This is a genomic window from Pseudarthrobacter sp. CCNWLW207, assembly GCF_037203945.1.
Classification (GTDB): Bacteria; Actinomycetota; Actinomycetes; order Actinomycetales; family Micrococcaceae; genus Arthrobacter.
This window is the reverse complement of the sequence record NZ_JBBCBS010000006.1, coordinates 340,438-365,833: the sequence shown is the minus strand read 5'-3', so window position 1 is coordinate 365,833 and position 25,396 is coordinate 340,438. Positions and strand designations below refer to the sequence as shown.

The following is a 25,396-nucleotide window of genomic DNA, read 5'->3' as shown; positions in this document are numbered from 1 at the left end:
AATGCCCATCGCCGCCCCTGCCCCCTCAGCACTGCAAGCTTCACCACCCAAACCGCGCACCGCCGTCGCGTTCGGTGTCATTGCGCTGGTGCTGATTGGCCTGAACCTCCGAGCCGGGATCACCGGGGCGTCGGCGCTGCTGCACGATCTGCAGCTGGTGCTCGGCTACGGGCCGCTGGTGGCATCGATCATTCCGTCCATTCCCACGCTGTGTTTCGCGGTGGCGGGCGCGGGCACGTCCTGGCTCACGGGGCGGCTGGGCGTGGAGAAGGCCATCCTGCTGGCGCTGGCCATGCTGGCCGCCGGCTTGATGGTCCGTGGCATTCCGGCCACGGGCGCACTGGTGGCCGGCACGGTCCTGGGCATGTCCGGGCTGGCCGTCTGCAACGTTGCCATGCCGTCCTTCATCCGCGAGCACTTCGCCCGCCGTACCTCGCTCATGACCGCCCTGTATACGGTGACCATGACCACCGGTGCCACTGTGACCGCCGTCGCCGTGGTCCCTCTCGCCCAGGCACTCGGCTCGCCTTCGGCCGCCGTCGGAGCGATCGGCATCATGGCCATGGCGGCGTTCCTGGGCTTCCTGCCCGTGGCCCTGCACGCGCACCGCAACAGCACGCGCACCAAAGCTGGCCCCATCTCGCCATGGCCGCTGCTGCGTACCCGCAAGGGGCTGCTCCTCACCGCGATCTTCACCCTCCAGGCCCTGCTCGCTTATGCCCTGCTGAGCTGGTTCCCGTACATGCTCACCACCATGGGGCTCAGCGCCTCCGCGAGCGGCCTGATGTACGGTCTGATGCAGCTGGTGTCCGTGCCCGCCGGGATGGTCCTGATTGCCATCGGCTCCCGGCCCCGGATGCTCCGCCCGGCGTTCTACCTGGCCAGCGTCACCATGGCCGTGGGCGTGGCGCTGCTGCTGTTCCTGCCCGTCACGCTCGCCGTGGTCCCTGCCGTCCTGCTGGGCTTCGGTTTGGGAATATTCCCGCTGGTGATGGTGATGATCAGCCGCAGCGGCGAGAGCACGGCGGAGACCACGGCGCTTTCCACCCTCGCCCAGTCCACTGGATACCTGCTGGCTACCGCAGGCCCGTTCGGCACAGGGCTGCTGCATAGTGCCACCGGCGGCTGGACGCTGCCGCTGGCCATCCTGCTGGGCCTCGCCCTGGTCCAGATCGTTGTTGCGCACCTGATCAGTGGCCGGCCGGCCGCTCAGAAGAAGTAGGACATCATGACCCTGAGCACCTCGCACCGCCAGCCGCTTGCCGACGAAATCACCGCCAAACTGCGGGCCATGATCCACTCCGGCGAATGGCCGCTCCAGCAGCGGATCCCGTCCGAACCCGAGTTGATGGCCAAGCTGGGCGTCTCCCGCGGTACGCTCCGCGAAGCAATCAAGGCCCTGGCCCACAGCGGCATGCTGGAAGTCCGGCGTGGGGATGGCACCTACGTCCGCGCCACCAGCGAAATGTCCGGCGCGGCGCGGCGCATGTACCAGGATCACACCGAGGAGCACATCCTTGAGGTGCGCGTGGGGTTGGACACCCAGGCTGCGCGCCTCGCCGCCCGGCATGCAACGGCCGACGACGTCTCCGCCCTCCGTGCTTTGCTCGCCGAACGCGACAAGGCCTGGCACGCAGCCGACTACGCGGCGTGGGCCCGCGCCGACTGGGGTTTCCACGAGCGTGTGGCCCAGGCATCCCGGAACCCGCTTTTGCATGAGCTGTACGTCAGCTTCGGCGATGTTTTCCACGACGACCTCCTGAACCAGCAGCGCCGCGCCGGCTTCGAAGGACTTCCCCATGAGGGCCACGGCGCCCTGGTGGACGCCATCGAGGCCCGCGACGGGGAAGCCGCCGTGGCCAGTGTCAACCGGAACCTGAACTCCTGCGCGGAGTGGCTCGGGGCGTAGCCCGGCGGCACGGGGTTTCGTCGGGGTTTCGTCGGCGCCTAATCGGTCAGTAGGCTTACTATCCTAGTGAGGTAGTTATGCCTGCGTTGCGCCCCCGCACCCAGGCCCCCGCTTGACGATGAGGAGTTCCCATGGCGCGAGCACCACGCCTGACCGAACGCGGGCCGGGCAGTGAGAACCCGCAGCCGGCGCCAACCGATGAAGCGCCCCGGCCGAAGCCCGCAGCCGTCAGCCGGGTGAAGGAATCCAAACCGGCCAGCGCTTTGTGGGCCGACTCACTGGGCAGGGTAGGCATCCGCTCCGCCCAGGTCCTGCTGATTCTGGCCGTCGCCGTGGTCTCGGTCTACGCCCTGATGCAGATTAAGCTCCTGGTGATTCCGGTCCTGATCGCGCTGATCCTGGCCGCCGCCATCGGCCCGTTCGTGAACATGCTTCGGCGCCGAGGCATACCGGGCGCCGCCGCAACGGGCATTGCCTTTGTTGCCCTCCTCATTTTGCTCGGCGGCGTCTCCACGGTGATCTATTTCTCGGTCCGTAGCCAATGGACAGAGCTGGCGCAGCAGGCCTCTTCAGGCCTGGACGAACTGGAGAACTTCCTGCGCAATGGCCCCGTGCCCATCGACCAGGAGCAGCTAAACCAGGCGCGTGAGGGGATCATTCAATTCGCTACGAGCAGCCAGGTCCGCTCAGGCGCCATCACCGGCCTGTCCGTGGTTACCGAGTTCATCACCGGGACCATCCTGATGGTGGTCATCCTGTTCTTCTTCCTCAAGGACGGCGCCAAGATCTGGAATTTCTTCCTCCGGCCGTTCAAGGGTGAGCGCGAAGCGAAACTCCGCCGCGTGGGAAGCCGCACCCTGGAGGTGCTGGGCGGTTATGTCCGTGGCACCGCCATCGTGGCCCTGGTGGATGCAGTAGCAATCGGCGCAGCGCTCCTCATCCTGCAGGTACCGCTGGCATTCCCGCTGGCCATCATCGTCTTTATGACCGCCTTCATTCCGCTGGTGGGGGCAACGGTGGCGGGCATCCTCGCGGCACTGGTTGCCCTCGTTGCCAACGGCCCCGTGGTGGCGCTGATCGTCGTCGCGGTGGTTGTGGCCGTCAACCAACTGGAGGGCGACTTCCTGCAGCCTGTCGTCATGGGCAAGTCCCTCCAGCTCCACGCCCTGGTGATCCTGATGGCACTGACCGCTGGCACCATCCTCGCGGGCATCGTGGGCGCGGTGCTGGCCGTCCCGCTGGCCGCTGTGGCCTGGGCCATCATCCAGGTCTGGACTGCGGAAGACCCTGACCTCCAGGACATGAACCCGGACCTCCCACCGCCCAACAGCCAGCCCGTCTGACACCGGCACCAGGGCTTCCGCAGGGGAACGCCCGACGGCGGCCAGGCACCTGGGTGCCGGACCGCCGTCGTACTTCCCGGTGCCGCTTAGGAGCGGAGGCCGGCGAAGACGTTCTTGGGCCGCTGCATCTCGCCGTGCTTCGCACCCAGGATGATGACCACTGCGGCGAAGGCCGGTATGGTCCACTGCAGCATCTTGAGCTGCTGCTGGGCCGACTTCAGCTCCTCGGACGCCTCCGGCGCGGGCTCCGTAGCGCCGCGCGCGCCCTCATCGGCGAGCTTGTCCACCTTCTTGCCAAGGAGGCCGGCATAGAGCGTCACTGCAGCGCCGGCGACTGTCACCGCCGTCTTAATCGCGGTGTCCCGGGCCACACCCTCCTGCTTGGCGATACGGCCCTTGTTCTCCCAGGCGATGGCGAGGTCGGCCACCAAGTGTGAAGCGAATGCTGCCGTCTGGATGGGCGCCCACTTCATCCAGCCGGAACTGGAGAGCCTTGTGCGTTCCGCCGGATCCTTGGCTTCCGCGGCTGCCCCGTTGAGCCCGATCGCTCCCATCAGCGAACCGCCGAACCATGCCGCAGCGCTCAGGTCGTGAACGGACCGGGCAACAAGATTTCCTGCCATGATGTGGTTTCCTAACGTCGAACTGGTTCCGAAATGCCGCGGGTGCGGTCTTTATTAACCGTGTCCAATAAAGGTCATGGTCAGGCTATGGTAAGCACACTTACTAATGTTACGAAACCCCGACTTCCAGCACTGTTACGCGTAATATCGTCGCCATGGAGAACACTGGGACCTTATTTGGCTGGGCATTCGGGGACCCCGCCCGCCAAGATGACGAGTCGTACCTGGCAGGCCTGGAGAAGGAAGCGTTGGAAAACGCGACGGCGACAGCAAAAGCCAAAGGCGTAACGGTGGTTAAAGGCTCAGAAGTCTTCACGGCCCTCAGCGCCCATGACAGCCTGGTGGAGCTGGACCACGCTCCCGGCAAGCTCGTGGTCCGCTGCACCGTGCACGTGGAAGGCCCCGGTGCCGGGAAGATGCATGCTGAAGGGCCCATGAACGGCTGACTCATGGCAGACGGGGAATCCAGCATCAGCGAGGCGGCAGACGCCGTCGAGGAGGCGTCGGACACCAAGGCGCTGGACATCGTGGCGCGCTCCGGATTTGCCGTGATGGCCCTGCTTCACATCATTGTTGGCGCTATTGCCATTGCCCTCGCTTTCGGCCAGGCGGGTCAGGCGGAGGCCACCGGCGCCATAGAGCAGTTGGCCGCAAACCCTTGGGGCCCCGCGGTACTGTGGGCCTGCGTCATTGCCTGCACCGGCCTGGCACTGTGGCAACTGAGTGAAGCAACGCTGCGGGCACGGCACCGGCCCGGCACGAAGCGGTTCGGGAAGCTGATCTCGTCAGGCTGCCTGACAATTGCCTACGGAAGCGTTGGCCTAAGCTTTGCTGGCTTTGCCATCGGCATGCGCGGGGACTCGGGAGACACCACCCGGGACTTCAGCACCGCACTCCTGAACGCCCCGCTCGGGCTGCCTGTGCTGGTGGCCGTAGGGCTGACCACCATGGGCGTGGGCGTCTATTTCGTGGTCAAGGGCCTGCGGCGCGGGTTCAAGAAGGAGCTCTTCCGGTTTGAAGGCACGCGCCGTGGCCGCCTGATCGACTCGCTGGGGGTTGCCGGCCACGTGGCCAAGGGCGTGGCGCTGAACCTGGCCGGGCTGCTGTTTGTCATCGCGGCCGGCAAACAGAGCCCCGAAGAATCCACCGGCCTGGACGGAAGCCTCAAGGCGCTCCGCGACCACCCGTTTGGCCCGTACCTGCTCGTCGCGATCGGGGCGGGCTTCATTTGCTATGGCATGTTCGCGCTGGTCCGGGCGCGTTTCGGCCGGATGTAACCACCAATGGAGGAAAACCCATGTCAACCGTGAGCCGTCTATTCAACTCTCCTGCCGACGTCGTCTGGAAGGTGATCGCCGACGGCTGGCTGTACTCGGGCTGGGTAGTGGGCGCCTCCCGCATCCGGGCCGTGGATGCGCAATGGCCCGAGGCCGGCGCCAGGCTCCACCACTCAGTGGGCGCCTGGCCGCTGGTGATCAACGACAGCACCCGCGTTGTCGCCGTCGAGCCCGGCCGCTCCCTGGAACTGGTGGCCCGCGGCTGGCCGCTGGGTGAAGCAAAAGTGATGATCACATTGGAGGACCTGGGCACCCAGTGTCGAGTCTCCATCGCCGAGGATGCCATCCGCGGACCTGGCAAGCTGGTCCCCAAGGTGCTGCGCGACCCACTGATCGACGTTCGGAACCGCGAGACCCTCAGCCGGCTGGAACTGATGGCCGCCGGCGGGGCGGGGAGCTAGCCCAGCCGGGTTAACGCAAAAGCGCGAACCGGCAGCGGATGACTCCAAACTTGCGGTTTGGAGTCGGTAACTGCCGGTTCGCGCCGTGTGGAGCTGGAACCGGTCCGAAATCAGACGTTGGCGGCTACGCCGTCGCGGGAGATGGCCACCATGTCCTCGCGCGGCACTACCTTGATGCGCTCACGCTTGACCTCAACACCGTGGGATCCGCCGGCTTCCGTGGCTGCGGCACCCAGCGCAAGCTCGTGGGCGTCCAGCGCCAGCCAGCCTTCCCAGCTGGTGAACTTTACGCCGCGGGAGTCGAGGAGTTCAACGACGGCGTCCGCCTCGGGAACAGCGGCAACCGGAAGGTTTTCGCGGTCTTCCAGCAGGTACGTCACCGTCTCCAGGGCGTCGCCCTTGGTGTGGCCGATGAGGCCGACCGGACCGCGCTTGATCCAGCCAGTGGCGTAGATACCCGGCACATGGGTGCCTGCGGCATCCAGGACGCGTCCGCCGTCGTTCGGGACAACACCCTTCTTGTGGTCGAACTCGATCTCCGGCAGGGCCGAACCGAAGTAGCCGATGGCGCGGTACACGGCCTGGACCGGGTAGTCCACGAACTCGCCGGTGCCGCGGGCGTTACCCGTCCCATCCAGCTCCGTGCGCTCGAACTTCATGCCGGCCACCTTGCCCGGCGTCTCGGCGTCGTCGTAGATTTCCACCGGGCTGTGCAGGAAGTGCAGGTGCAGGCGGCGGGAGGCGGTGAGCTCGGAGAGGTCCTCGGGCTGCTCGGCGATCCAGTTGGTGAGCGTGCCCACCATGGTCTTGACCTGGTTGTTGCTCTGGATCAGGCGATCCGATTCCTCATCGAACTCGAAGTCCTCGGCGTACAGGATGATGTCCACGTCCTTGGAGTGGGACAGCTCGCGCAGCTCCAGCGGGGTGAACTTCACCTGGGCGGGGCCACGGCGGCCGAAGACGTGCACGTCCGTGACGGGCGAGTTCTTCAGGCCGGCGTAGACGTTGTCCGGGATTTCGGAGACCAGCAGGTCATCGGCGTGCTTAGAGAGGACACGGGCCACGTCCAGTGCCACGTTGCCGTTGCCGATCACGGCGATTTCCTTCGCGTCCAGCGGCCATTCACGCGGGACGTCGGGGTGGCCGTCATACCAGGAGACGAAGTCCGCGCCGCCGTAGGAGCCGTCCAGTTCGATGCCGGGGATGTTCAGGTCCGCATCCTTGATGGCGCCCGTAGCGAAGATGACGGCGTCGTAATGTGTGCGGAGGTCCTCGATGGAGAGGTCCGTGCCATAGTCCACGTTGCCGAAGAATCGGATATCCCCCCGGTCCAGGACCTTGTGCAGGGCGTTGACGATGCCCTTGATGCGGGGGTGGTCCGGGGCCACGCCGTAGCGGATGAGGCCGTAGGGTGCCGGGTAGCGGTCAAAGAGGTCGATGCTCACGGTGAGTTCGCCGCTCTTGACGGCTTCGCTCTTGGTGAGGATGTCCGCAGCGTAGACGCCTGCCGGGCCGGAGCCCACAACGGCAACGCGCAGCGGACGCTCGGCAGATCCTACGGTGGTGCTGGTTGACACGGCTGTGTTCCTTTTCTTCGTTCCGGCCCAACTAGGTAGCAGTAGATGTCGTTATGAGGGCTCAAAACAACATCTGCTGCTACCTAGTTGGGTGGGGGCTAGGTGGTGAGGACTCGGGGCTTGTTCGGGCTGGTGGTGCTGTAGTCGGCTGTCTTGAAGTGCGAAGGCGCGAAAGGGCTCACGCGCACCACGTCACCGATCACAATCACTGCGGGATTCGCGACGCCGGTGGCTTCCGCCTGGTCGGCGATGGAACCGAGCGTGCCGATGGTCACGCGCTGATTCGGCAGATAGCCGTTCTCAACGATGCCAACTGGAGTGTCCAGAGGCAAACCGGCGGCGGCCAGGGCGGCAGCGGAATCCCGGAGGGCGGCCACTCCCATCAGCAGGACTACGGTGTGGTCAGGACGGGCCGGGACTTCGGAAAGTTCCTCGTGGCCGGTGACCACGCTGAAGCCCTTGGCCAGGCCGCGGTGCGTCACGGGAATACCTGCAGCGGCGGGAACGGAGATCGCGGACGTGACGCCGGAGACCACTTCAACCTCGACGCCGTGCTGCCGGCAATATTCGGCTTCCTCACCACCGCGGCCCAGGACGTACGGGTCGCCGCCCTTGAGCCGAACCACTCGGTGGCCCTTGAGGGCTTCTTCGACAAGGATCCGGTTGATCCCGGCCTGCGGCACAGGATGATTCCCCGGGGTCTTGCCCACCTCGATGACGCGGACATCCGGAGCGAGTTCGTTAAGCAGTTCGCGCGGGCCGAGGCGGTCTGCCACCACGACGTCGGCCTGGCCCAGGAGGCGGCGGCCGCGGACGGTGATGAGGCCGGTGTCGCCCGGCCCGCCGCCCACGAGGGCAACGGAACCTGCGTTTTTCGGAGCCCGACGGCGGCGCAGCGGGAGATCCCCCGTTTCCAGGGCGGTGGCAACGGCGTTGCGCAATGCCATGGCCCGGCGCGGGTCTCCCCCGGCGTTCACCGCAATCTGTACGTCGTCCACTACGGCGACGGCGGGGGTCCACGCGGCTGAGGCTTCGTGGTCGGAGGCGTTGACGCACCAGATGCGCTGCGCCTCGGCGTCGGCTGAAACCTGGGTGTCCACGGCGGAATTGCCCGTGGCCGTCTGGACAAACCAGACGCCGTCGACGTCGGACGGAAGGTACGTGCGCGGCTCCCACGTGAGGAGGCCGGAGTCGGCCAGTTCCACCAGGGCCTGGCAGGCAACGGGAGCCACGACGGTAACGCGAGCACCGGCGTCGAGCAGCCCCTTGGCGCGGCGCGCGGCAACGGGTCCGCCGCCCACCACCAGCACGGGGCGGCCGAGCAGCCGCAGTGCTGTGGGGTAAATATCCTGAATTGCCATGGATCAACGGTAGGGCGCCGTCACATTCGCCAACAACGGCGCGGAAACACCAGTTCACGTAAGGTAACGCTGCGTCACATAGGGCAGGGCCTCAAAAAGGCGCCGTTGTGGGGCACATTGGCGGCGATTCGGCCCTAGGCAGGCTCAATCCGCGCCGTGTCCGTGTCAATGCGCCCCACTTCGGCTACCGGTGCCTGCCAGGAACCGGCCGCGGTTGCTGATCAGCCGCATCAGGTACCGCCGGAGGATCAGGTTCTCCGCCAGCCGGCCCAGGAACCCGAACGGCGCCGTGAACTCCACACGGTCGGTCATGATGGTGCCCGTGGCCATGGACTGGAACTCATGGACGTGGCGGAAGGCCTTAAACGGGCCGCTGACCTGCTCGTCCGTGAAGCTGGTTGGAAACTCGAGGGCCGTGATCCTGCTGGTCATCGTCAATAGGATGCCGAAATGCCGGGCCCGCCAGGTCACCTCCTGACCCTCACCGATCAGCCCGGTCACCACGCCACCGACGGCACGTTCCCCGGCGCCCTTTTGCGAGTCAACATGCGCGTCAATGCTGCGGGCCAGGTCAAAAAGCCGCTCCCTGGGGAGGGAAGATTCAGTGCGGCACACAAAGCTCACAGTCATGGCGCCAGTCTGCCAGACCTAAGGCTTGTGCCCGGCGACGCAAATGCGTCACTTTTGGGACGGCCCGGCGTTGGGTCCCGCGGATTTCCGGGCCTCTGGGCATCCGGGCTGGCCAAAACTTACGCCATTGGGTGGCGGCAAACAGCAGGGCCCGACGGCGGTACTCGCCGTCGGGCCCTGCAGTCCAGTTTTCGGAAGGGTCAGCGGGTGCTGCCGGAGAGGAGGCCGCGGCTGCGGAGGAGTCGCTTCTCAATCGGTGCAAAGACGAGCAGTTCGATCAGGATGCCGACGCCGAGGATGAGGAGGATCGCGGACATCACCACGGTCATGTCGGACAGGATGCGGCCCTGGTCCAACAGCGAGCCGAGGCCGAAGCCGATAGTGCCGCCCACGGCGATGATTTCCGCCGCCATTAGGGACCGCCACGAGAACGCCCAGCCCTGCTTCAGTCCGCCGAGGTAGCCGGGAAGGGCCGCGGGCAGGATGATTTGTACGGCCATCTGGAGGCGGTTCGCGCCCAGGACCGTGCCTACACGGCGGTACTGCGGCGGGATCTGGTCCACGCCGGAGATCAGGCCGTTGATGATAGACGGGATGGCGCCCATGAACACCACGAAGTAGACGGTGGCGTCGGTCAGTCCGAACCAGATAATCGCGGCCGGAACCCAGGCCACTGATGGCAGCACCTGAAGCCCGGAAATCAGCGGTCCGAAGGCCCGGCGCAGCGGAGCAACCTGGGCGAGCAGGAGTCCCACCGGGGTGGCGATGGCGACGCTGATCAGGAACCCGACCAGCCCGCGCTGCAGCGAGGTCCAGACCGCTTCCTGGAGTTTGCCTTCGCCCCAAAGGACACCGACCTGGCCCAGGACATCGAGCGGGCCGGGCACGAGGTCGCGGCGTTTCACGCCAAGGGAGACATAGAACTGCCAGATCAGGACCAGGACCACCAGGGCGGCAACCGGCAGCAGGATACGGCTCCAGTCGATGCGTGCCTTGCGGGCGGCGTCGGACTGCAGGGAGTCCAGGCCGGATTCCAGCTCGCGCAGGTCCTCGCGACCGGTGGAGGTCCGGGTCAGGGCTGCGTGGATGTGCCGGAACTCGGGCTGGGTCTCTGCAGGCTCGACCACAGCGTTACTCTCGGCCAGGGGTGTGGGGTTATTTGGCATGGCGGCGAATCTCCTCCCGGAGCCGGGCGGTGATGACCCCGGTCAGCTGTCCGGCCAGGCCGGCGTCGGTTCGGTGTTCCTCGGTGACGGCCCATTCCTCCACTACCCGGCCCGGGCGGGAGGACAGCAGCAGCACGCGCTGGCCCAGCCGCACCGCCTCGCGGACGTTGTGGGTCACAAAAACGATGGTCCGCCCGGTTTCCTTCCAGATGCGTTCCAGCTCGTCGTGGAGGAGGTCGCGGGTGATGGCATCAAGGGCCGCGAACGGCTCGTCCATCAGCAGCAGCTGACGGTCCTGGGCGAGCGAGCGTGCCAGCGAAACACGCTGGCGCATGCCGCCGGAAAGCTCGTGCGGGCGCTTGTCCCCGGCTCCGCCGAGGTGCACCAGCTCCAGCAGCTCGTTGGCCTTGGCGCGGCGCTCGACCTTGCCCACTCCCCGCAGCTGCAGGGCCAGCTCGATGTTCTCCCGGGCCGTGAGCCACGGAAACAGGGCGGCGTCCTGGAACATAAAGGCTGCGCCGTCGCTGGGCACCTCCAAGGCGCCCGACGTCGGGAGCTCAAGTCCCGCCATGATGTTCAGCAGGGTGGATTTGCCGCAGCCGGAAGCACCGAGGAGGGCGACAAACTCGCCAGACGCGATGTTGGCGTTGACGTCGTCCAGCACCGGGGCGCCATCGCCGAAGCGCTTGCCCAGGTTCTCCAGTACGACTGGCATGGTCCCGTCCTTACGTTGGTGGTGCGGTTGCTGGGGTGGTGTGCTGGTGCGTGGTCAGTCCTGGCCGAGGCCGGCTGCGGAGATCGACTTTCCGGTGACTTCGTTCAGTGCCCGGAGGTCGAACAGGCCGTTGATGTCCGCCTGCTTGGTGGTGCCGGCGTCCACCCCGTCCTTCAGGAGCTTGGGGTAGGTTCCGGCCAGCGGATCCACCGTGAAAATGATGTTCTTCAGGGACCGGTCGATGACGTCGGCAGGCAGGGCGGCGCCAGCGGATTCCTGCAGCGCGGCATTGATGACGGCCGCCTTTTCCGCGGACGGGGTGTCGTTGAGCCAAGCCACGGATTTGGCGTGCCCGCGGAGGAGGGCCTTGACCGTGTCCGGGTGCGCCGCCGCGAAGGCCTTGTTGACGATCAGAATGGTGGTGGGGAACTCCCCCGGTTTACCGGACGCTGAACCGTCCCAGAGGTCCTTTTCGTCAACCAGCACCTTGGCTCCGGCCTGGAGCACCAGGCGCGAGGCCCACGGCTCAGGCAACCACGCGCCGTCGAGCTTTCCGTCCTGGAAGAGCTTGAGCGTCTGGGCATTTTCGGTGGGGTTGATGGCCACATCGCCGCTGCCATCAACGTTCGTGTCGTACCCTTGCGAACCAAGCCAGGCGCGCAGCGCCACGTCCTGCGTTCCGCCCAGCTGCGGGGACGCGAGGGTCTTGCCCCTCAGGTCCGCGGCGGACTCGATTTCCGGCCGCACGACCAGTTGGGCACCGCCGGCGGCAGCACCGGCGATGACGCTGACGGATTCACCCTGGCTCTTGACGAATGAGTTAATGGCCGGGTTCGGGCCGATGTAGGCGGCGTCGATGGCTCCGGCGTTCAGGGCCTCAATGGCAGCCGGCCCGGCGTTGAAGGTTTCGGTGCTGAGCTTCGTGGTGCCCAGTTCCTTGGCCAGGAAGCCCTGGTTGATGCCCACGAGCGCTGCGGCGTGCGTGATGTTGCCGAAGTAACCGAGCTTCAGTTCTTCAGCCGGGGTGGGCGACGGCGTCGCGGCCTGGGCGTCAGTGTTACGCGAAATGCTGGACGCCACCACGGCGCCGACGGCGATCAGGAGGACCAGCCCAATGGCCAACGCAGCCTCAATGGCACGCTTGCGCCTGGGCACCGCGCTTTCACCGGCCACGATCCGGGTCATCCCGGGCTTGGAACTAGTCATTGTTTCACCATAGGGAGTGCCGATTGCCCGTTCAACGAAGCAGAAACGGGGGGTCACGCAGGTTCATCTGACGTCACATTCGCTGCCCAAGCTGCGCCTTCAGTTGCCCTTGACGTTGACCAGCTGGCGCAGCTTGTGCCGCACCCTCACCAGGTCTGCGGCGTCCCGCATCACCACATCGATGGGCTTGTAGGCGGCCGGGATCTCGTCGATGAAGGCCTCAGAGGCGCGGAACTCGATCCCGTGCATCGCCTCCTTCAGTTCGGCGAGGGTGAAGGTCTTGCGGGCGGCGTTCCGGGAGTACTCCCGGCCGGCACCGTGCGGTGAGGAATTCAGCGACACCGGGTTGCCCAGGCCTTCCACAACGTACGACGCCGTCCCCATGGAACCCGGAATAAGTCCCGGATCGCCGGGCTCTGCCCTGATAGCTCCCTTGCGTGAGACCCACACGGACTTGCCGTAGTGCGTCTCCAGCTGGGTGAAGTTGTGGTGGCAGTTGATGCGTTCGCGTTCCCTGACATGCCCGCCCACCCAATGGCTGAACTGCGTGATGACCCGGTCCATCATTTCCTCGCGGTTCAGCAGCGCGAAATGCTGGGCCCAGCGCAGCTCCTCGATATACCGCCTGAACTCGGACGTGCCCTCCTCCAGGTAGGCGAGGTCGGGGTCGGGCAGCCTGGTCCCCCGTTTCCGGGTCACCTGCTGGGCGACGCCGATATGATGCTGGGCGATTTTGTTGCCGACGCCTCGTGAGCCGGAGTGCAGGAACAGCCAGACGGCATCGGTCTCGTCTGCGGAGACCTCGATGAAGTGGTTCCCGGACCCCAGGGAGCCCAGCTGCAGTTCCCACTTCGCCAGGTACTGGGCTGGGTTGAAGCCCGCCGTCGCCGCCAGTTTCTTGAGCTCGGCGATCCGTGGCTCGGCGGTGGCCTGGACTGACCGGTTGTTGTGGCCGGCGGACAGCGGAATGGCCCGTTCGATGTCCTCGCGCAGCCGTTTCCGGTCCCGGGGCAGTTCCTTCACGGAGTACTGGGTCCGAACGGCGATCATGCCGCAGCCGATGTCCACTCCGACGGCGGCCGGAATGATGGCGTGGAGGGTGGGGATCACCGAACCCACGGTGGCGCCCTTGCCCAGGTGCGCGTCCGGCATCAGGGCAAGGTGCGGGTAGATGAAGGGCAGCGTGGAGGTGGCCAGCGCCTGCTCAAAGGTCTTGGCGTCCAGGATCGAGGCCCAGCTCATGAGCTTGCTGTTGATGGTCTCCACGCTTCGCCTCCCACCCTTAAGGATACGAAAACGACAAAACCGCGGCTTGTTCGCAAAACCGGCCCGTGAAGGCCAGGATCTGCGAACAAGCCGCGGTTTCGGGAGAATCTCAGATGGAGTAGCGCTCGTCCTCGTGGTCGCCGGGGTGGTCCTTGACCAGGCCCGCGGCCAGCGTGTTGCCGTCCAGCGGGTCGATCACCAGGAACGCGCCGGTACGGCGGTGGTGCAGGTAGTTCTCCAGTGGCAGCGGTGCGGAAAGCCGGAGCTGCGCGTGGCCGATGTCGTTCAGTTCCAGGCTGGACGCTGCTTCAAGCTTGAAGGAAGCCAGGTCCAGCTTGCCATTGACGTTGCGGACCAGCGCCTGAACGGTGCGGGTGCCGTGCTTCACCAGCACCTTGGCACCTTCCCGCAAAGGCTTGGGCGAAAGCCAGCACAGCGCGGCGTAGAGGTCTGCGGAGGACTCCCGGACAGTCCCGGCGGCGGCGATGGTGTCACCGCGGGCGACGTCGAATTCCTCGGCCAGGCGGATCGCCACGGACTGCGGCGCGAACGCCTCCTGCAGTGACTCCCCGGCGAAGTCGATGCCGGTCACCGTGGTGGTGCGGGGGGCCTGGCCGGGCGTCAGCACAGCAACCTTGTCCCCCACTTTCACGGAACCCTCGGTGATTTGGCCGGCGTACGCCCGGTAGTCGCGGTAGGCCTCAACATCCAGGCCGGCAGCCACGGCGTCCGGAGCCAGCGCACCCTGCGGGCGGATGACCAACTGCACCGGGAAGCGGAAGCTCTCCAGCTGCGTATCGATTTCGTCGGCGGCCGGCAGGGTTTCGAGGACCTCCAGCAGGGCCGGGCCGTCATACCAGGGCGTGCGCTCGGAACGGTCCACCACGTTGTCGCCCTCGAGGGCGGACACCGGGATCACCAGCAGGTCATCGATGTGGTCCGCGGTCCCCAGCGCAGCCGCGCCGATGCCCAGTTCACGGGCCACCTGCTGCACGTCGGCCTGGATCTCACGGAACACGGACTCGCTGAAGTCCACGAGGTCGATCTTGTTCACGGCCACGATCACGTGCGCCACCCGCAGCAGCTGCAGCACGGACAGGTGCCGGCGGGTCTGCTCCAGGACACCCTTGCGGGCGTCAATGAGTACGACGACGGCATCCGCAGTGGACGCGCCGGTCACCGTGTTCTTGGTGTACTGAACGTGGCCGGGGCAGTCGGCCAGGATGAAGCTGCGCTGGTCGGTGGCGAAGTAGCGGTAGGCCACGTCGATGGTGATGCCCTGCTCGCGCTCGGCACGCAGGCCATCGGTGAGGAGGGCCAGGTCGATCGCCTGGGTGCCGGTGGCACCCGCGCCGCCGAAGCCGCGGTCCGCGGAGGTGCGGGCGACGGCGTCGAGCTGGTCAGCGAGGATCGCCTTGGAGTCGTGAAGAAGGCGGCCCACCAAAGTGGACTTGCCGTCGTCGACCGATCCTGCGGTGGCGAAACGGAACAGCGTGGTGGGCAGGGCTGTTTCCAGCTCCGCGGCCAGGAGTGAAGTTTCGGTGCTCATTTAGAAGTAACCATCCTTCTTGCGGTCTTCCATGGCTGCCTCGGAGATGCGGTCATCTGCACGGGTGGCACCACGTTCGGTGATGGTGGAGGCGGCAACTTCGATCACAACGTCGCTCACGGTGGCTGCGGCCGATTCAACGGCACCGGTGCAGGACATGTCGCCTACGGTGCGGTAGCGGACCGTCTTGGTGATGACTTCTTCGTGCGGCAGCGGCTGGGAAACCTCGCCGACGGCGCGCCACATGCCATCGCGGGCAAAGACTTCACGGCTGTGGGCATAGTACAGGCCGGGCAGCTCGATGTTCTCGCGCTCGATGTAGCGCCAAATGTCCAGCTCGGTCCAGTTGCTGATGGGGAACGCGCGGACGTGCTGGCCCACGGTGTGGCGGCCGTTGTAGAGGTTCCACAGTTCGGGGCGCTGGTTGCGCGGGTCCCACTGGCCGAACTCGTCGCGGAGGCTCAGGATGCGCTCCTTGGCGCGCGCCTTGTCCTCGTCACGGCGGCCGCCACCAAACACGGCGTCGAACTTGTTCTTCGAGATGGCGTCCAGCAGCGGGACGGTCTGCAGCGGGTTGCGGGTGCCGTCGGCGCGCTCGGCCAGCTCGCCGCGGTCGATGAACTCCTGCACGGAGCCGACGACGAGCTTGAGCCCCAGCCGTTCGACAGTGCGGTCTCGGAAATCGATGACTTCGGGGAAGTTGTGGCCGGTGTCCACGTGCAGCACGGGGAACGGAACCTTGCCCGGCCAGAACGCTTTGGTGGCGAGGTGCAGCATCACCACGGAGTCCTTGCCGCCGGAGAACAGCAGCGCGGGCTTCTCGAACTCGGCCACAACTTCGCGGATGATGTGGATGGCTTCGGACTCAAGGGCGTCCAGGCTGGAGAGGCGCGTGGATACGGCGGCTTCAGTCACCTGGGTAGTCTCCTCAGTTAGGAAAGTGCTCATACGTGTAGTCCGCATTCTGTCTTGTCGGTCCCTGCCCAGCGGCCGGCGCGGGGGTCGTCGCCCGGCGCCACCTTCCGGGTGCAGGGCTGGCAGCCAATGGAGGGGTAACCCTGGGAAAGCAGCGGGTTCACGGGCAGGAGGTTGTCGTCGGAGTACTGGACCAGCTGGTCGAAGGTCCACGCTGCCACCGGGTTGACCTTGACCAGGCCGTTGACTGCGTCCCACGTGACCAGCGGTGTGTTGGTCCGGGTGGGGGCTTCGTCGCGGCGCACGCCGGTGAACCAGAGTTCGTAGCCGGCAAGGGTGCGGCGAAGCGGGGCCACTTTGCGGAGGGCGCAGCACTGGGCGGCGTCGCGGGCAAAGAGATCCTTGCCGAGGAGCCGGTCCTGCTGTTCCACGGTGTTTTCCGGCAACACGTCCACAACGTTGACGCGGAGGTTCGCTGCCACTTCATCGCGCGTGGCGTAGGTTTCCGGAAAGTGGTACCCGGTCTCCAGGAACAGGACGTCGACGCCGGGCATCTGGTCCGCGACCAGCGCCGGAAGGACGGCGTCAGCCATGGAGCACGCGACAGCCACTGAGGAGAGGTCAAAGTTGCGTTCCACCCACGCGATCACGTCGCGGGCCGGGGCGTCCCAGCCGAGCTCGGCGGCCCCGGACTCAGCGAGGGCTTTCAGCTCGTCGTGGCTGCGAAGTGTGGCAGGTCGGGTGTCGGTCACTGGAGGGCCTCCTCATCTGCTGCGTGCGCCCATTCGGCGAAGGTCTGGCCTTCAGCGCGCTGGGCAACAAACGTGCGGACGACGCGTTCCACGTAGTCCGGCAGGTCTTCAACGTAGACCTTGAGGCCGCGGACGGTGCGTCCCAGGCCAGCCTCTTCGCGGCTGGTGGAAGCCAGCCCGCCGCCGAGGTGGACCTGGAAACCCGGGGTGGGGTCGCCGTCGGGCGTTGGAAGCATCATGCCCTTGAGGCCGATGTCCGCGGTCTGGATCCGGGCGCAGGAGTTGGGGCAGCCGTTGATGTGCAGGGACAGCGCGTGGGGCAGTTCGCCGGAAGCGGCGAGGTCTGCCAGGCGGCGTTCCAGCTCGGCAACCGCGGTGGCCGCTGTGACCTTGGTCTCCACGATGGCCAGCTTGCAGTATTCGATGCCGGTGCAGGCGATGGTGCCGCGGCGGAACACGGACGGGCGGGCGGACAGGCCCAGGGCGTCCAGCTCGGCAACCAGCGGCTCAACGTGTTCCTTGGCGACATCCAGCACCACAAGCTTCTGGTGCGGGGTGGTGCGCAGCCGGAAGGAGCCGCGGGCCTCGAGGGTGTCCGCGAGCTTTACCAGCTGACCGCCGGACAGGCGGCCGGCCAGCGGGGTGGCGCCGATGAAGAACTTGCCGTCCTTCTGCTCGTGCACGCCGATGTGGTCGCCCGGTGAGGTGGGCTTGGGGGCGGCGGGGCCATCGGCCAGCTTGTAACCGAGGTATTCGTCCTCGAGGATCTGGCGGAACTTCTCCGGACCCCAGTCGGCCATCAGGAACTTCAGGCGTGCCTTGGTGCGCATGCGGCGGTAACCGTAGTCGCGGAAGATGCTGGTGACGCCGAGCCATACTTCGGCGGCTTCCTCCGGGCGGACGAACGCGCCGAGGCGCTTGCCGAGCATCGGGTTGGTGGACAGTGCGCCGCCGGCCCAGAGGTCGTAACCGACGCCAAGCTCGGGGTGCTCAACGCCCACGAGGGCGAAGTCATTGATCTCGTGGACCACGTCCTGGCTGGGGTGGCCGGTGATCGCGGTCTTGTACTTGCGGGGCAGGTTGGACAGCAGCGGGTTGCCGATGAACCGCTCGCCCAGTTCCGCGATGAGCGGGGTGGGGTCGATGATTTCGTCCTTGGCGATGCCGGCCACCGGGGAGCCCAGGATGACACGGGGCACGTCGCCGCAGGCTTCGGTGGTGGACAGGCCAACACCTTCCAGACGGGTCCAGATCTCGGGAATGTCCTCCACGCGGATCCAGTGCAGCTGGATGTTCTGGCGGTCGGTGAGGTCGGCGGAATCCCGCGCGAAGTCAACGGAAATCTGGCCTATGACGCGCAACTGCTCGGTGGTGAGCGCACCGCCGTCGATGCGGACGCGGAGCATGAAGTACTTGTCCTCGAGCTCGTGCGGTTCGAGCGTTGCCGTCTTGCCGCCGTCGATCCCGGGCTTGCGCTGGGTGTACAGGCCCCACCAGCGGAAGCGGCCGTGCAGGTCCTGGCCGGGGATGGAATCGAAGCCCTCTTTGGAGTAGATGGACTCGATACGCTCGCGAACGTTGAGGCCGTCATCTTCCTGTTTCCAGGTTTCGTTGGCGTTCAGCGGGGTTTTGCCGTCCACTTTCCACTGCCCGTGCGGCTTTGCGGCGGGGCGGGAAGGGCGAGCGGGGCGCTTGGCGGCAGCGGGGTCCGCGGACGCTCCGGCTAGAGCTGTATCAGTCATGCATCGACTGTAGGTCCCACCCGAATAGCGTCACAAAGGGCCCGGAAACGCTAAGTCACCTAGGGAAATATTTCGTCATGAACCGCCGGAGGGCCTTGAAGATGCCTTCGCGCTGTGCATCGCCGGAACCCATTCCGGGGCTGCCTATTTCGCGGCTTCGGCGTCCTCGCGGCCCTTGGCGACGGCGGCGTCGTACCGTTCCAGCGCGATCTCGGCGAGCACGGGCGAGGGCAGCAGCGGCTCAGTGACGAGGTCGGCCCCTGCTTTGGCCAGCTGGTCGTGGAAGTAGCCCGGCGCCAGGAGGTAGGAGGCGATGACCACGCGTCCGCCCAGGTCAACCGCTCCGGCGGACTCCCCTGCCCCGGCACCGCCTTCAGCTTCCTCGCGAAGCATGGCGACGGCGTCGGGCACTGAAGGCTTGGCCGAGGCACCATAGGCGGCCACGATCCGGTTGCTGCGGAGCTCACCGAGCTGGCTGGCGAGTTCCTCCACACTGACGGCGGCGTTGGGATTGGATGATCCTGCGGCGGCAAGAACGATGCTGTCCCGGTCAGTGACGCCGGCTTCCCGGAGGCGCTGGTCCAGGAGCGCTGCGAGCCTGGGATCCGGGCCCAGCGGCGCCGCGGCCAGGCTGCCCGGCCGGCTCTTCACGGCCCGGGCGATGTCCACCTTGACGTGGTAGCCCACGCTCAGGAGCAGGGGCACCACGACGGCGGACTTCCCCTCCGGCAGTCCCGCCACCACGTCCACGAGGTCCGGCTGCTGCACATCCACATAGGCCTCGCGCACATCGAGTCCCGGGCGCAGGGCGGCGATGGCGTCGCGGAGGGCGTTGACCTCGGCGGCTCCCTGCACGCTGGATGTCCCGTGGGCACAGGCGATCATGATGGGGCTGTTCATACCCGCTAGCGTAACGTTGGAGCCGCCCTGTCCGCCCTCTTGAAATCCGCCGGGACGCTCCATGACATTTCCTTTTGACATCGCCCTGGTCTGGCTGGACCTGGCTGGCGTCTTCTTCTTCGCGGTCTCCGGATCCCTGCTGGCGGCGCGGAAGCAGTTCGACATCATTGGCTCCTTGCTCCTGGCCTCGCTGGTGTCCCTGGGCGGCGGCGTGATCCGCGACATCATCCTTTCTGCCGGGCCGCCGGCGGCCTTCACCAACCCTGCCTACCTTGCACCTCCGGTCCTTGCCACAGTGCTGGTCTACTTCCTGTTTCCCAGCTTCCAGCGGTACACCTCGCTGCTGACCCTGTTCGACGCCGGCGGGCTGGCCCTGTTCTGCATCACCGGCACGCTGAAGGCCCTGACGATGGGGATGAACCCCATTGCCGCGGTGCTGCTGGGAGTGACGACGGCGGTGGGCGGGGGCCTGCTGCGGGACATTACTGCCAATGAGGTGCCGCAGCTTTTCGACCCCCGGGACCTCTATGCACTGCCGGCCTTCAGCGGGGCGGCCCTGACCACGCTCCTCTGGGTGACCGGCTCCTTTAACGCGGCGACCGCGTGCGCCGTGGCGGCTGTGGTGTTCGCCTTCCGCGTCATCGCCTGGCGTCGGGCCTGGTACGTTCCGCTGGCGGTGCATGGCTGGCACCGGCGGGGCGTGGAGGGTTCCCCTGGTCCCGGTGGCGGTGCCGGTGGGACTGCTGGGACTGGCGGCGGCTCAGGAGCACCCCGGAATTAGCTACGATATGACAATGACTGACATGTTCCTCGAGAAGTTCCGCGCGCTTGTTCCGAAGTATCTCGAAGACGAATGGCAGGAAGAAGACGGGCTGCCCGCCGACGAGCTTGATGCGGCCCTCGAAGAACACCAATTCCAGGTTCCCTTGGTCCTGCGCGAGTTCTACCTTGCGTTGGGTGGCTGCGAGGACCTGATGGAGGCCTACCACTACTTCTGGGACCCCGAAGAACTCGAAGTCGATGACGAGGGCTTCCTGATGTTCCTTGAGGACGAGGAAGAGCAGTTCACCTGGGGCTTCCGCGTGGGCGACCTCGGCGTCCCGGACCCCATCGTCTACCGACGCAACAACGCCCGCGGCCAGTGGAAAAGCGAAGAAGGCACCTTCTCGGAGTTCGTCTTTGACATGTTCGAGTGGGCGTTCAACGACGAGGAAGACTAGGTCCTCAGGGTGCGCCCGCCCCAAATGCGTAACTTTTAGCGCCCCGGCAGCTTCACTTCCTTGATTTTGCGGGGCTCAGGCTGTCGGCGTCCGGTATAAGTTACGCAACTTGGCTCACGGTTGCCGCCTGAACGCCAAGGACAGTAATCAACTGGCGTCGAATTTGCCGTTGCGCCTCAGTTCAAGGACTGCGAGGACCTCTGCAACCATCTCGTCTGGCGAATAGACCACATCGGCGTAGTAATAGCGGAGCACCAGATAGCCACCAAGAACGCTCCTGTTGTTTCGTCGCTGATCGCGTTTGACAGCCTGGGGCTCGAAGTGGGTTGACCCGTCAGTCTCAACCACCAAACACTCTTCAATAAGGAAGTCGACCTCACCAACGCCGGGGATAAAGACATGCCTCCGCAAACGAAGGCCGGCTCTCCGGAAGTGCGTGTTGGCCAAGACCTCCAGCACTGAGTCCGCACGCGGAATAACCAGGTCCAGCACGGCCCGTGCCCTGCCATTGCGACGCCCCTGCAACCTGGCATAAAGGAATTCCAGCTCAATATCGCGCCTGCCCACGGCCGACTGCACCATCACCAGTGATTCCAGTTCGGGGAGGCAGCGGAGGCTGTGCAGCAACACATCCGCCAGCCCTGCGACAGGCAGCCACCGATGCCGGGGGTGTTTGGGCCTGCCGTGCTCCACAATTCTGGACGTGGCAACTGGATGGCTGCGGCAGAGGTGCAGAGCGCAACTTTCCGTCAGCACCCATAAGTTGTATATCGGTGCCGCCGACGCGCACGTCAGCAGGCCTCCGTGAGTGAGAGCATCGCGCAGACTGCTGCCTGCCGGAAGGCTGTAGACTCCGTGGCTCGCCCGCACCACCTGGCCTCCGGCTACCGCTCGGTCGAGCGCGGCCCTGCCAAATCCAGCCTTCGTCAATTGCCCGGTTCGCGCAGCGCCTCCCTGCCTCAGCAGGAAGTCAATAATGTCCATCAGCCCAGAGTGTCGCTGTGGGCGTGCGGGCGGGAGGGAACATCACACCTATGTGGACAACACGCCAGCACAATGAGCGGACTCCGCGACCAAGATGCGTGACTATTGACGCCGTTCGCCACCGCAAACCCCGCCATGACGCGGGCCACGCTCAGCAGAGCGCCCATAAGTGACGCAATCCGGTCAGAAACGCCGGAAAAGCCTGTGACACGCTCAGTAACAAGAGACTTGCATCTTGTGACAAGGCTGTCATAGACTGTTCACGGATCCGCTAAACGCCTCCGGCGGGTCTGATGCGAACGGAGAAATGGCCCCGGTTCGACGCAACGAATGACTCGTATCGTTGCTGAGAATCGGGGCTATTCCGTTTAAGAAGCACCCCCATGGACTGCTCCATAACTGCCGTTTTGAGGTGTCGAAACGGCGGTTACGGAGCAGTCGATGAAAGAAGAGGACCCGGGCTCCTCAAAGGACTAGCTGGCGCGGTCCACCACAGCCAGGGCGAAATTAGACAGCGACGTCTTAACAACGCCCTCCGGCAAGGGAGCCAACGCTGCAATGGCTTCATCCGCCCAGCGGCGTGCAACAACCCAGGACTCGGCAGTCACAGGATGCTCGCGCAGCCCGGCAACCGCAGCCGCCAAAGCCTCATCCGACGTCAAGTCGCCGTCAATCAGCTTCAAAAGTTCGACGGCGGCGTGGTCGCCATCCTCGGCAGCCTTGCGCAGGAGCAGGACAGGGAGTGTGGGGACACCTTCGCGGAGGTCGGTCCCGGGGGACTTGCCGGACTTGACCTTGATGCCGGTGACGTCGATGACGTCGTCGGCAAGCTGGAAGGCTACGCCCACCTTCTCGCCGTATTCCACCAGGACCGACTCGTACGTGGGGTCAGCGCCGGCGAAGATGGCACCAAGCTGGCCGGAAGCAGCCACCAATGACCCTGTCTTGTCCGCGATGACCGAGAGGTAGTGCTCCACCGGGTCCTCGTCCGGGCGCGGACCAACGGTTTCATGCAGCTGGCCCAGGCACAGCCGCTCGAAGGTGCGCGCCTGGATTCCCAGGGCGCGCGAGCCCAGCTCGGACACCAGGATGGACGCGCGGGCAAAGATGAGGTCGCCGGTGAGGACGGCCACGGAGTTTCCCCAGACCTCGTGGGCAGTGGGGGCGCCGCGGCGGAACGGGGCGGAGTCCATCACGTCGTCGTGGTACAGCGTGGCCAGGTGGGTCAGTTCCACCACTACGGCCGCCTGCACCACGGCAGGCAGGGATGCGTCGCCGAGGTGGGCGCACAGCAGCGTCAGCAGCGGCCTGATGCGCTTGCCGCCGGCTTCCACCAGGTGACGCGACGTTGCGTCAGCCAGGGGGTCCGAGTTGGCAATGGCTTCGCGCAGCTTCTTTTCCACCCGCGCGAGGTTGTTGGTGATGGCGGGGCCCAGTTCGGCGTCCTCCGCGATCGCCGCAAAGCCCGCGGGCAGCTGAAGTCCCGTGGCAATGGCGGTGGTATTGAGGCTGGGTTCGGAGTCCGGCAGGCCGTGCCCGGCATGCGTCCAGCTGTGGTCTGCGGAGTTGGTCACGGGTTAACCCTAACTTTTTGTTGCGGATACCGCTGATTCGAGGCCGACGGTGTATTGGACGTGGCCGGAACCAGCGACTCCAGGACGCGGATGGCCCGGTCCTCGAAGCCCTTGGCGGACGGATCGGTGAGGTTGGCCAGCAGCCGCACCACAAAGCGCATCAGGACTGGAATAGGCATCCCGGTCCGGAGCGCAAGCTTCATGACGGCGGGCTTGCCGATCAGCGCGGCAAATGCGCGGCCAAGCGTGAAGTGCGATCCCCACTGGTCCCGCACATAGTCCGCGTACCGTGAAAGATGAGCATCGGTGTCGTACGTTCCGCCCGCCGCCAAAGAGCGTGCGGAGGCGTCGATAATGAACTCGGCCGCGAACCGCGCGGACTCCATCGCGTAGGAGATGCCCTCGCCGTTGAACGGGGAGACCATGCCGCCGGCGTCGCCCAGGAGCAGGAGGCCGGGCGAGTAGTGCGGCGTCCGGTTGAAGCCCATGGGGAGGGCCGCGCCGCGGATTTCGCCCACTTGGTTTTCCGGGGTGAAGCCCCAGTCGGCGGGCATGCCGGCGGTCCATTCACGCAGGACCTGCTTATAGTCCAGCTTGCCGAATTCCTTGGAGGAGTTGAGGATACCCAGGCCGACGTTGGAGGTGCCGTCGCCGACGCCGAAGACCCAGCCGTAGCCGGGGAGCAGACTTCCGTCCCGCCCGGGGAGTTCCAGCCAGCCTTCCATCCAGTCGTCGTCGTGGCGGGGGCTCTGGAAGTAGGTGCGGACGGCGACGCCGAGGGGCCGGTCGTCGCGCTTCTGGAGGCCTGCGGACACGGCGGTGCGCGTGGAATTTCCGTCGGCGGCGAGTACGACGTCGGCGCTGAAGTCGAGCGCCTGTCCCGTCTTGCGTCCGGACTCGTCCAGGAGCGCTGCGCGGACACCGGTCACGCGGCCGTCCTGCGAGCGCAGGACCTCGGTGACGCTGTGCCGTTCCAGGACTTCGGCGCCGGCCGCCCGGGCGTGACGCGCCAGTTCCTCATCGAAACCAAGACGCGTGCGGATCAGGCCATACTGCGGAAAGTCGGAAACCTCGGGCCAGGGCAGCTCAATGGTGCGCCCGCCGGCGATCAGGCGAAGGCCCTTGTTGCGGCGCCACCCATCGGATTCGGGATGCGGCAGGCCGAGTTTCTGGATTTCGCGGACTGCCCGCGGTGTTAGGCCGTCGCCGCAGACCTTCTCCCGAGGGAAGCTGGTCTTTTCCAGGACGGTGACGCTGATGCCGGACTTGGCAAGGTAATACGCGGCGGTGGAGCCAGCCGGCCCCGCGCCGACGATCAGTACTTTCACGCGGTCAGCGGACGATGTTGCGGCGGAGCTTGGCCACGGGGCCCTTATTCGCTGCGATGGCGGCGGCAGCTCCGTCAGGGCCGGTTTCAGCCGGTTTGGTGGCACGGTGGACCGCCACGATTCCGCCGGTGAGGTTCCGGTACGTGACCTTTTCCCACCCGGATTCCTGCAGCCACGCGGCCAGGTGGTCCTGGTCCGGCCAGGCGCGGATGGACTCGGCGAGGTAAACGTAGGCGTCCGGGTTGGAGGCAACCTTCACGGCGATAGCCGGCAGGGCACGCATGAGGTATTCGGTATACATGGTGCGCCAGAGCGGAACCACCGGCTGGGAGAACTCGGCGATGACCAGCTTGCCGCCCGGCTTGGTAACCCGAAGCATCTCGGCCAGGGCCTTCTTCGGCTCATTGACGTTCCGCAGCCCGAACGAGATGGTGCTGGCGTCAAAGGAGTTATCCGCGAAGGGCAGGTTGGTGGCGTCACCGGCAACAAAATTGATGTCGGGGCGGCGGCGCTTGCCAACTTTGAGCATTCCGAGGGAGAAATCGCACGCGACTACGTCTATGCCTGCATCGGCATATGGCTCGCTTGAGGTACCGGTTCCTGCGGCAAGATCCAGGACTCTCTGGCCCTTCGTGACTTCCATGGCTTCCACCACAACCTTGCGCCAGCGGCGGGTCTGCCCCATGGAGAGGACATCGTTGACGACATCGTATTTAGGTGCGACGTCGTCAAACATCGTGGCTACTTCGTCCGGACGCTTATCCAAGGATGCTCGGTTCACCCAGTCATTGTCTCAAATGTTCTGCAGGCCCCCTAACCACGGCCGGTTCCCGGGGCTGGGTGCGCAATTGCGATACTTAGAAGTACTTAGGGGCCCAAGTACTTTCAAGTACTGTGG

25 protein-coding genes are annotated in these 25,396 nt (G+C 65.9%); 8 read left to right on the top strand and 17 right to left on the bottom strand.

Annotation, left to right across the window (positions count from 1 at the left end; all coding sequences use genetic code 11):
- The first annotated feature begins 1 nt into the window (after position 1).
- The 3 genes from V9L17_RS13210 (at position 2) to V9L17_RS13200 (ending at position 3,252) form a co-directional block, all read left to right on the top strand.
- Positions 2-1,222, top strand: coding sequence for an MFS transporter (locus V9L17_RS13210; RefSeq protein WP_337351753.1), 1,221 nt, complete (start codon positions 2-4; stop codon positions 1,220-1,222).
- A 6-nt stretch (positions 1,223-1,228) separates the two neighbouring features.
- Complete coding sequence (locus V9L17_RS13205; protein ID WP_337351752.1) at positions 1,229-1,909, top strand: FadR/GntR family transcriptional regulator; 681 nt, start codon at positions 1,229-1,231, stop codon at positions 1,907-1,909.
- Positions 1,910-2,040: 131 nt separating this feature from the next.
- Positions 2,041-3,252 carry an AI-2E family transporter gene (locus tag V9L17_RS13200; RefSeq protein ID WP_337351751.1) on the top strand — a complete coding sequence of 404 codons (1,212 nt, stop codon included), beginning with the start codon at positions 2,041-2,043 and terminating at the stop codon, positions 3,250-3,252.
- An 86-nt stretch (positions 3,253-3,338) separates the two neighbouring features.
- Here the strand turns inward: V9L17_RS13200 and V9L17_RS13195 are convergent, their stop codons facing one another.
- On the bottom strand, positions 3,339-3,875 hold the full coding sequence (locus V9L17_RS13195) for a hypothetical protein (RefSeq protein WP_337351750.1): 537 nt from the start codon (positions 3,873-3,875) through the stop codon (positions 3,339-3,341).
- 155 nt (positions 3,876-4,030) lie between these two features.
- Here V9L17_RS13195 and V9L17_RS13190 point away from each other — a divergent pair, with 155 nt between their 5' ends.
- From V9L17_RS13190 to V9L17_RS13180, 3 genes are read left to right on the top strand one after another with little or no spacing between them, the layout of a single operon-like run.
- Positions 4,031-4,321, top strand: coding sequence for a hypothetical protein (locus tag V9L17_RS13190; RefSeq protein ID WP_337351749.1), 291 nt, complete (start codon positions 4,031-4,033; stop codon positions 4,319-4,321).
- 3 nt (positions 4,322-4,324) lie between these two features.
- Positions 4,325-5,152 (top strand): DUF1206 domain-containing protein, encoded by an 828-nt coding sequence (locus tag V9L17_RS13185; protein WP_337351748.1) that lies wholly within the window; start codon positions 4,325-4,327, stop codon positions 5,150-5,152.
- Between the two features lie 20 nt (positions 5,153-5,172).
- Positions 5,173-5,613, top strand: a complete 441-nt coding sequence (locus V9L17_RS13180; RefSeq protein WP_337351747.1) for an SRPBCC family protein — start codon at positions 5,173-5,175, stop codon at positions 5,611-5,613.
- 110 nt (positions 5,614-5,723) lie between these two features.
- On the opposite strand, the gene V9L17_RS13175 is transcribed toward V9L17_RS13180, so the two are convergent.
- The 12 genes from V9L17_RS13175 to V9L17_RS13120 form a co-directional block, all read right to left on the bottom strand.
- The gene (locus V9L17_RS13175; RefSeq protein ID WP_337346253.1) at positions 5,724-7,190 is read right to left on the bottom strand and encodes an FAD-dependent oxidoreductase; all 1,467 of its coding nucleotides are present in this window, start codon (positions 7,188-7,190) and stop codon (positions 5,724-5,726) included.
- A 98-nt stretch (positions 7,191-7,288) separates the two neighbouring features.
- Positions 7,289-8,551, bottom strand: a complete 1,263-nt coding sequence (gene cobA / locus V9L17_RS13170) for a uroporphyrinogen-III C-methyltransferase (RefSeq protein ID WP_337346252.1) — start codon at positions 8,549-8,551, stop codon at positions 7,289-7,291.
- 165 nt (positions 8,552-8,716) lie between these two features.
- Positions 8,717-9,181, bottom strand: a complete 465-nt coding sequence (locus tag V9L17_RS13165; protein WP_337351746.1) for an SRPBCC family protein — start codon at positions 9,179-9,181, stop codon at positions 8,717-8,719.
- A gap of 200 nt (positions 9,182-9,381) precedes the next feature.
- Complete coding sequence (locus V9L17_RS13160) at positions 9,382-10,347, bottom strand: ABC transporter permease (protein ID WP_337351745.1); 966 nt, start codon at positions 10,345-10,347, stop codon at positions 9,382-9,384.
- The gene (locus tag V9L17_RS13155; RefSeq protein ID WP_337346249.1) at positions 10,337-11,062 is read right to left on the bottom strand and encodes an ABC transporter ATP-binding protein; all 726 of its coding nucleotides are present in this window, start codon (positions 11,060-11,062) and stop codon (positions 10,337-10,339) included. The genes V9L17_RS13160 and V9L17_RS13155 overlap by 11 nt, the downstream gene beginning before the upstream one ends.
- Before the next feature lie 54 nt (positions 11,063-11,116).
- Complete coding sequence (locus V9L17_RS13150; protein ID WP_337351780.1) at positions 11,117-12,247, bottom strand: ABC transporter substrate-binding protein; 1,131 nt, start codon at positions 12,245-12,247, stop codon at positions 11,117-11,119.
- A 120-nt stretch (positions 12,248-12,367) separates the two neighbouring features.
- Complete coding sequence (locus V9L17_RS13145) at positions 12,368-13,534, bottom strand: RtcB family protein (protein ID WP_337351744.1); 1,167 nt, start codon at positions 13,532-13,534, stop codon at positions 12,368-12,370.
- A gap of 109 nt (positions 13,535-13,643) precedes the next feature.
- A complete protein-coding gene (locus tag V9L17_RS13140; RefSeq protein ID WP_337346247.1) occupies positions 13,644-15,083 on the bottom strand; it encodes a sulfate adenylyltransferase subunit 1 in 1,440 nt (479 codons plus the stop codon).
- The gene (gene cysD, locus V9L17_RS13135; protein WP_337346246.1) at positions 15,084-16,031 is read right to left on the bottom strand and encodes a sulfate adenylyltransferase subunit CysD; all 948 of its coding nucleotides are present in this window, start codon (positions 16,029-16,031) and stop codon (positions 15,084-15,086) included.
- The gene (locus V9L17_RS13130; protein WP_337346245.1) at positions 16,028-16,750 is read right to left on the bottom strand and encodes a phosphoadenylyl-sulfate reductase; all 723 of its coding nucleotides are present in this window, start codon (positions 16,748-16,750) and stop codon (positions 16,028-16,030) included. Before V9L17_RS13130 ends, cysD begins: the two co-directional genes overlap by 4 nt.
- Positions 16,747-18,492 carry a nitrite/sulfite reductase gene (locus tag V9L17_RS13125; RefSeq protein ID WP_337351743.1) on the bottom strand — a complete coding sequence of 582 codons (1,746 nt, stop codon included), beginning with the start codon at positions 18,490-18,492 and terminating at the stop codon, positions 16,747-16,749. The genes V9L17_RS13130 and V9L17_RS13125 overlap by 4 nt, the downstream gene beginning before the upstream one ends.
- A gap of 144 nt (positions 18,493-18,636) precedes the next feature.
- Complete coding sequence (locus V9L17_RS13120) at positions 18,637-19,392, bottom strand: sirohydrochlorin chelatase (protein WP_337351742.1); 756 nt, start codon at positions 19,390-19,392, stop codon at positions 18,637-18,639.
- Positions 19,393-19,453: 61 nt separating this feature from the next.
- Here V9L17_RS13120 and V9L17_RS13115 point away from each other — a divergent pair, with 61 nt between their 5' ends.
- Together V9L17_RS13115 and V9L17_RS13110 are read left to right on the top strand one after the other, a co-directional pair.
- Positions 19,454-20,173 (top strand): trimeric intracellular cation channel family protein, encoded by a 720-nt coding sequence (locus V9L17_RS13115; RefSeq protein ID WP_337346242.1) that lies wholly within the window; start codon positions 19,454-19,456, stop codon positions 20,171-20,173.
- A gap of 13 nt (positions 20,174-20,186) precedes the next feature.
- Complete coding sequence (locus V9L17_RS13110) at positions 20,187-20,612, top strand: hypothetical protein (protein ID WP_337346241.1); 426 nt, start codon at positions 20,187-20,189, stop codon at positions 20,610-20,612.
- A 147-nt stretch (positions 20,613-20,759) separates the two neighbouring features.
- Here V9L17_RS13110 and V9L17_RS13105 read toward each other — a convergent pair whose 3' ends face one another.
- The 4 genes from V9L17_RS13105 to V9L17_RS13090 form a co-directional block, all read right to left on the bottom strand.
- Positions 20,760-21,596: a type IV toxin-antitoxin system AbiEi family antitoxin domain-containing protein gene (locus tag V9L17_RS13105; RefSeq protein WP_337351741.1), complete on the bottom strand. Its 837-nt coding sequence runs from the start codon at positions 21,594-21,596 to the stop codon at positions 20,760-20,762.
- Positions 21,597-22,069: 473 nt separating this feature from the next.
- Positions 22,070-23,170 (bottom strand): polyprenyl synthetase family protein, encoded by a 1,101-nt coding sequence (locus V9L17_RS13100; RefSeq protein WP_337346240.1) that lies wholly within the window; start codon positions 23,168-23,170, stop codon positions 22,070-22,072.
- The gene (locus V9L17_RS13095; protein WP_337351740.1) at positions 23,167-24,498 is read right to left on the bottom strand and encodes a geranylgeranyl reductase family protein; all 1,332 of its coding nucleotides are present in this window, start codon (positions 24,496-24,498) and stop codon (positions 23,167-23,169) included. The genes V9L17_RS13100 and V9L17_RS13095 overlap by 4 nt, the downstream gene beginning before the upstream one ends.
- Before the next feature lie 4 nt (positions 24,499-24,502).
- Positions 24,503-25,279 (bottom strand): demethylmenaquinone methyltransferase, encoded by a 777-nt coding sequence (locus tag V9L17_RS13090; RefSeq protein ID WP_337351739.1) that lies wholly within the window; start codon positions 25,277-25,279, stop codon positions 24,503-24,505.
- Positions 25,280-25,396 lie beyond the last annotated feature (117 nt).

Excerpts from the sequence above, each read along its gene's own strand:
- cysD (WP_337346246.1), bottom strand. The coding sequence starts at position 16,031 with ATGAGCACTTTCCTAACTGAGGAGACTACCCAGGTGACTGAAGCCGCC.
- V9L17_RS13120 (WP_337351742.1), bottom strand. The coding sequence starts at position 19,392 with ATGAACAGCCCCATCATGATCGCCTGTGCCCACGGGACATCCAGCGTG.
- V9L17_RS13155 (WP_337346249.1), bottom strand. The coding sequence starts at position 11,062 with ATGCCAGTCGTACTGGAGAACCTGGGCAAGCGCTTCGGCGATGGCGCC.
- V9L17_RS13125 (WP_337351743.1), bottom strand. The coding sequence starts at position 18,492 with ATGACTGATACAGCTCTAGCCGGAGCGTCCGCGGACCCCGCTGCCGCC.
- V9L17_RS13180 (WP_337351747.1), top strand. The coding sequence starts at position 5,173 with ATGTCAACCGTGAGCCGTCTATTCAACTCTCCTGCCGACGTCGTCTGG.
- V9L17_RS13205 (WP_337351752.1), top strand. The coding sequence starts at position 1,229 with ATGACCCTGAGCACCTCGCACCGCCAGCCGCTTGCCGACGAAATCACC.
- V9L17_RS13200 (WP_337351751.1), top strand. The coding sequence starts at position 2,041 with ATGGCGCGAGCACCACGCCTGACCGAACGCGGGCCGGGCAGTGAGAAC.
- V9L17_RS13140 (WP_337346247.1), bottom strand. The coding sequence starts at position 15,083 with ATGAGCACCGAAACTTCACTCCTGGCCGCGGAGCTGGAAACAGCCCTG.
- V9L17_RS13160 (WP_337351745.1), bottom strand. The coding sequence starts at position 10,347 with ATGCCAAATAACCCCACACCCCTGGCCGAGAGTAACGCTGTGGTCGAG.
- V9L17_RS13190 (WP_337351749.1), top strand. The coding sequence starts at position 4,031 with ATGGAGAACACTGGGACCTTATTTGGCTGGGCATTCGGGGACCCCGCC.
- V9L17_RS13115 (WP_337346242.1), top strand. The coding sequence starts at position 19,454 with ATGACATTTCCTTTTGACATCGCCCTGGTCTGGCTGGACCTGGCTGGC.
- V9L17_RS13210 (WP_337351753.1), top strand. The coding sequence starts at position 2 with ATGCCCATCGCCGCCCCTGCCCCCTCAGCACTGCAAGCTTCACCACCC.
- V9L17_RS13185 (WP_337351748.1), top strand. The coding sequence starts at position 4,325 with ATGGCAGACGGGGAATCCAGCATCAGCGAGGCGGCAGACGCCGTCGAG.
- V9L17_RS13195 (WP_337351750.1), bottom strand. The coding sequence starts at position 3,875 with ATGGCAGGAAATCTTGTTGCCCGGTCCGTTCACGACCTGAGCGCTGCG.
- cobA (WP_337346252.1), bottom strand. The coding sequence starts at position 8,551 with ATGGCAATTCAGGATATTTACCCCACAGCACTGCGGCTGCTCGGCCGC.
- V9L17_RS13165 (WP_337351746.1), bottom strand. The coding sequence starts at position 9,181 with ATGACTGTGAGCTTTGTGTGCCGCACTGAATCTTCCCTCCCCAGGGAG.
- V9L17_RS13105 (WP_337351741.1), bottom strand. The coding sequence starts at position 21,596 with ATGGACATTATTGACTTCCTGCTGAGGCAGGGAGGCGCTGCGCGAACC.
- V9L17_RS13110 (WP_337346241.1), top strand. The coding sequence starts at position 20,187 with ATGACTGACATGTTCCTCGAGAAGTTCCGCGCGCTTGTTCCGAAGTAT.
- V9L17_RS13150 (WP_337351780.1), bottom strand. The coding sequence starts at position 12,247 with ATGACCCGGATCGTGGCCGGTGAAAGCGCGGTGCCCAGGCGCAAGCGT.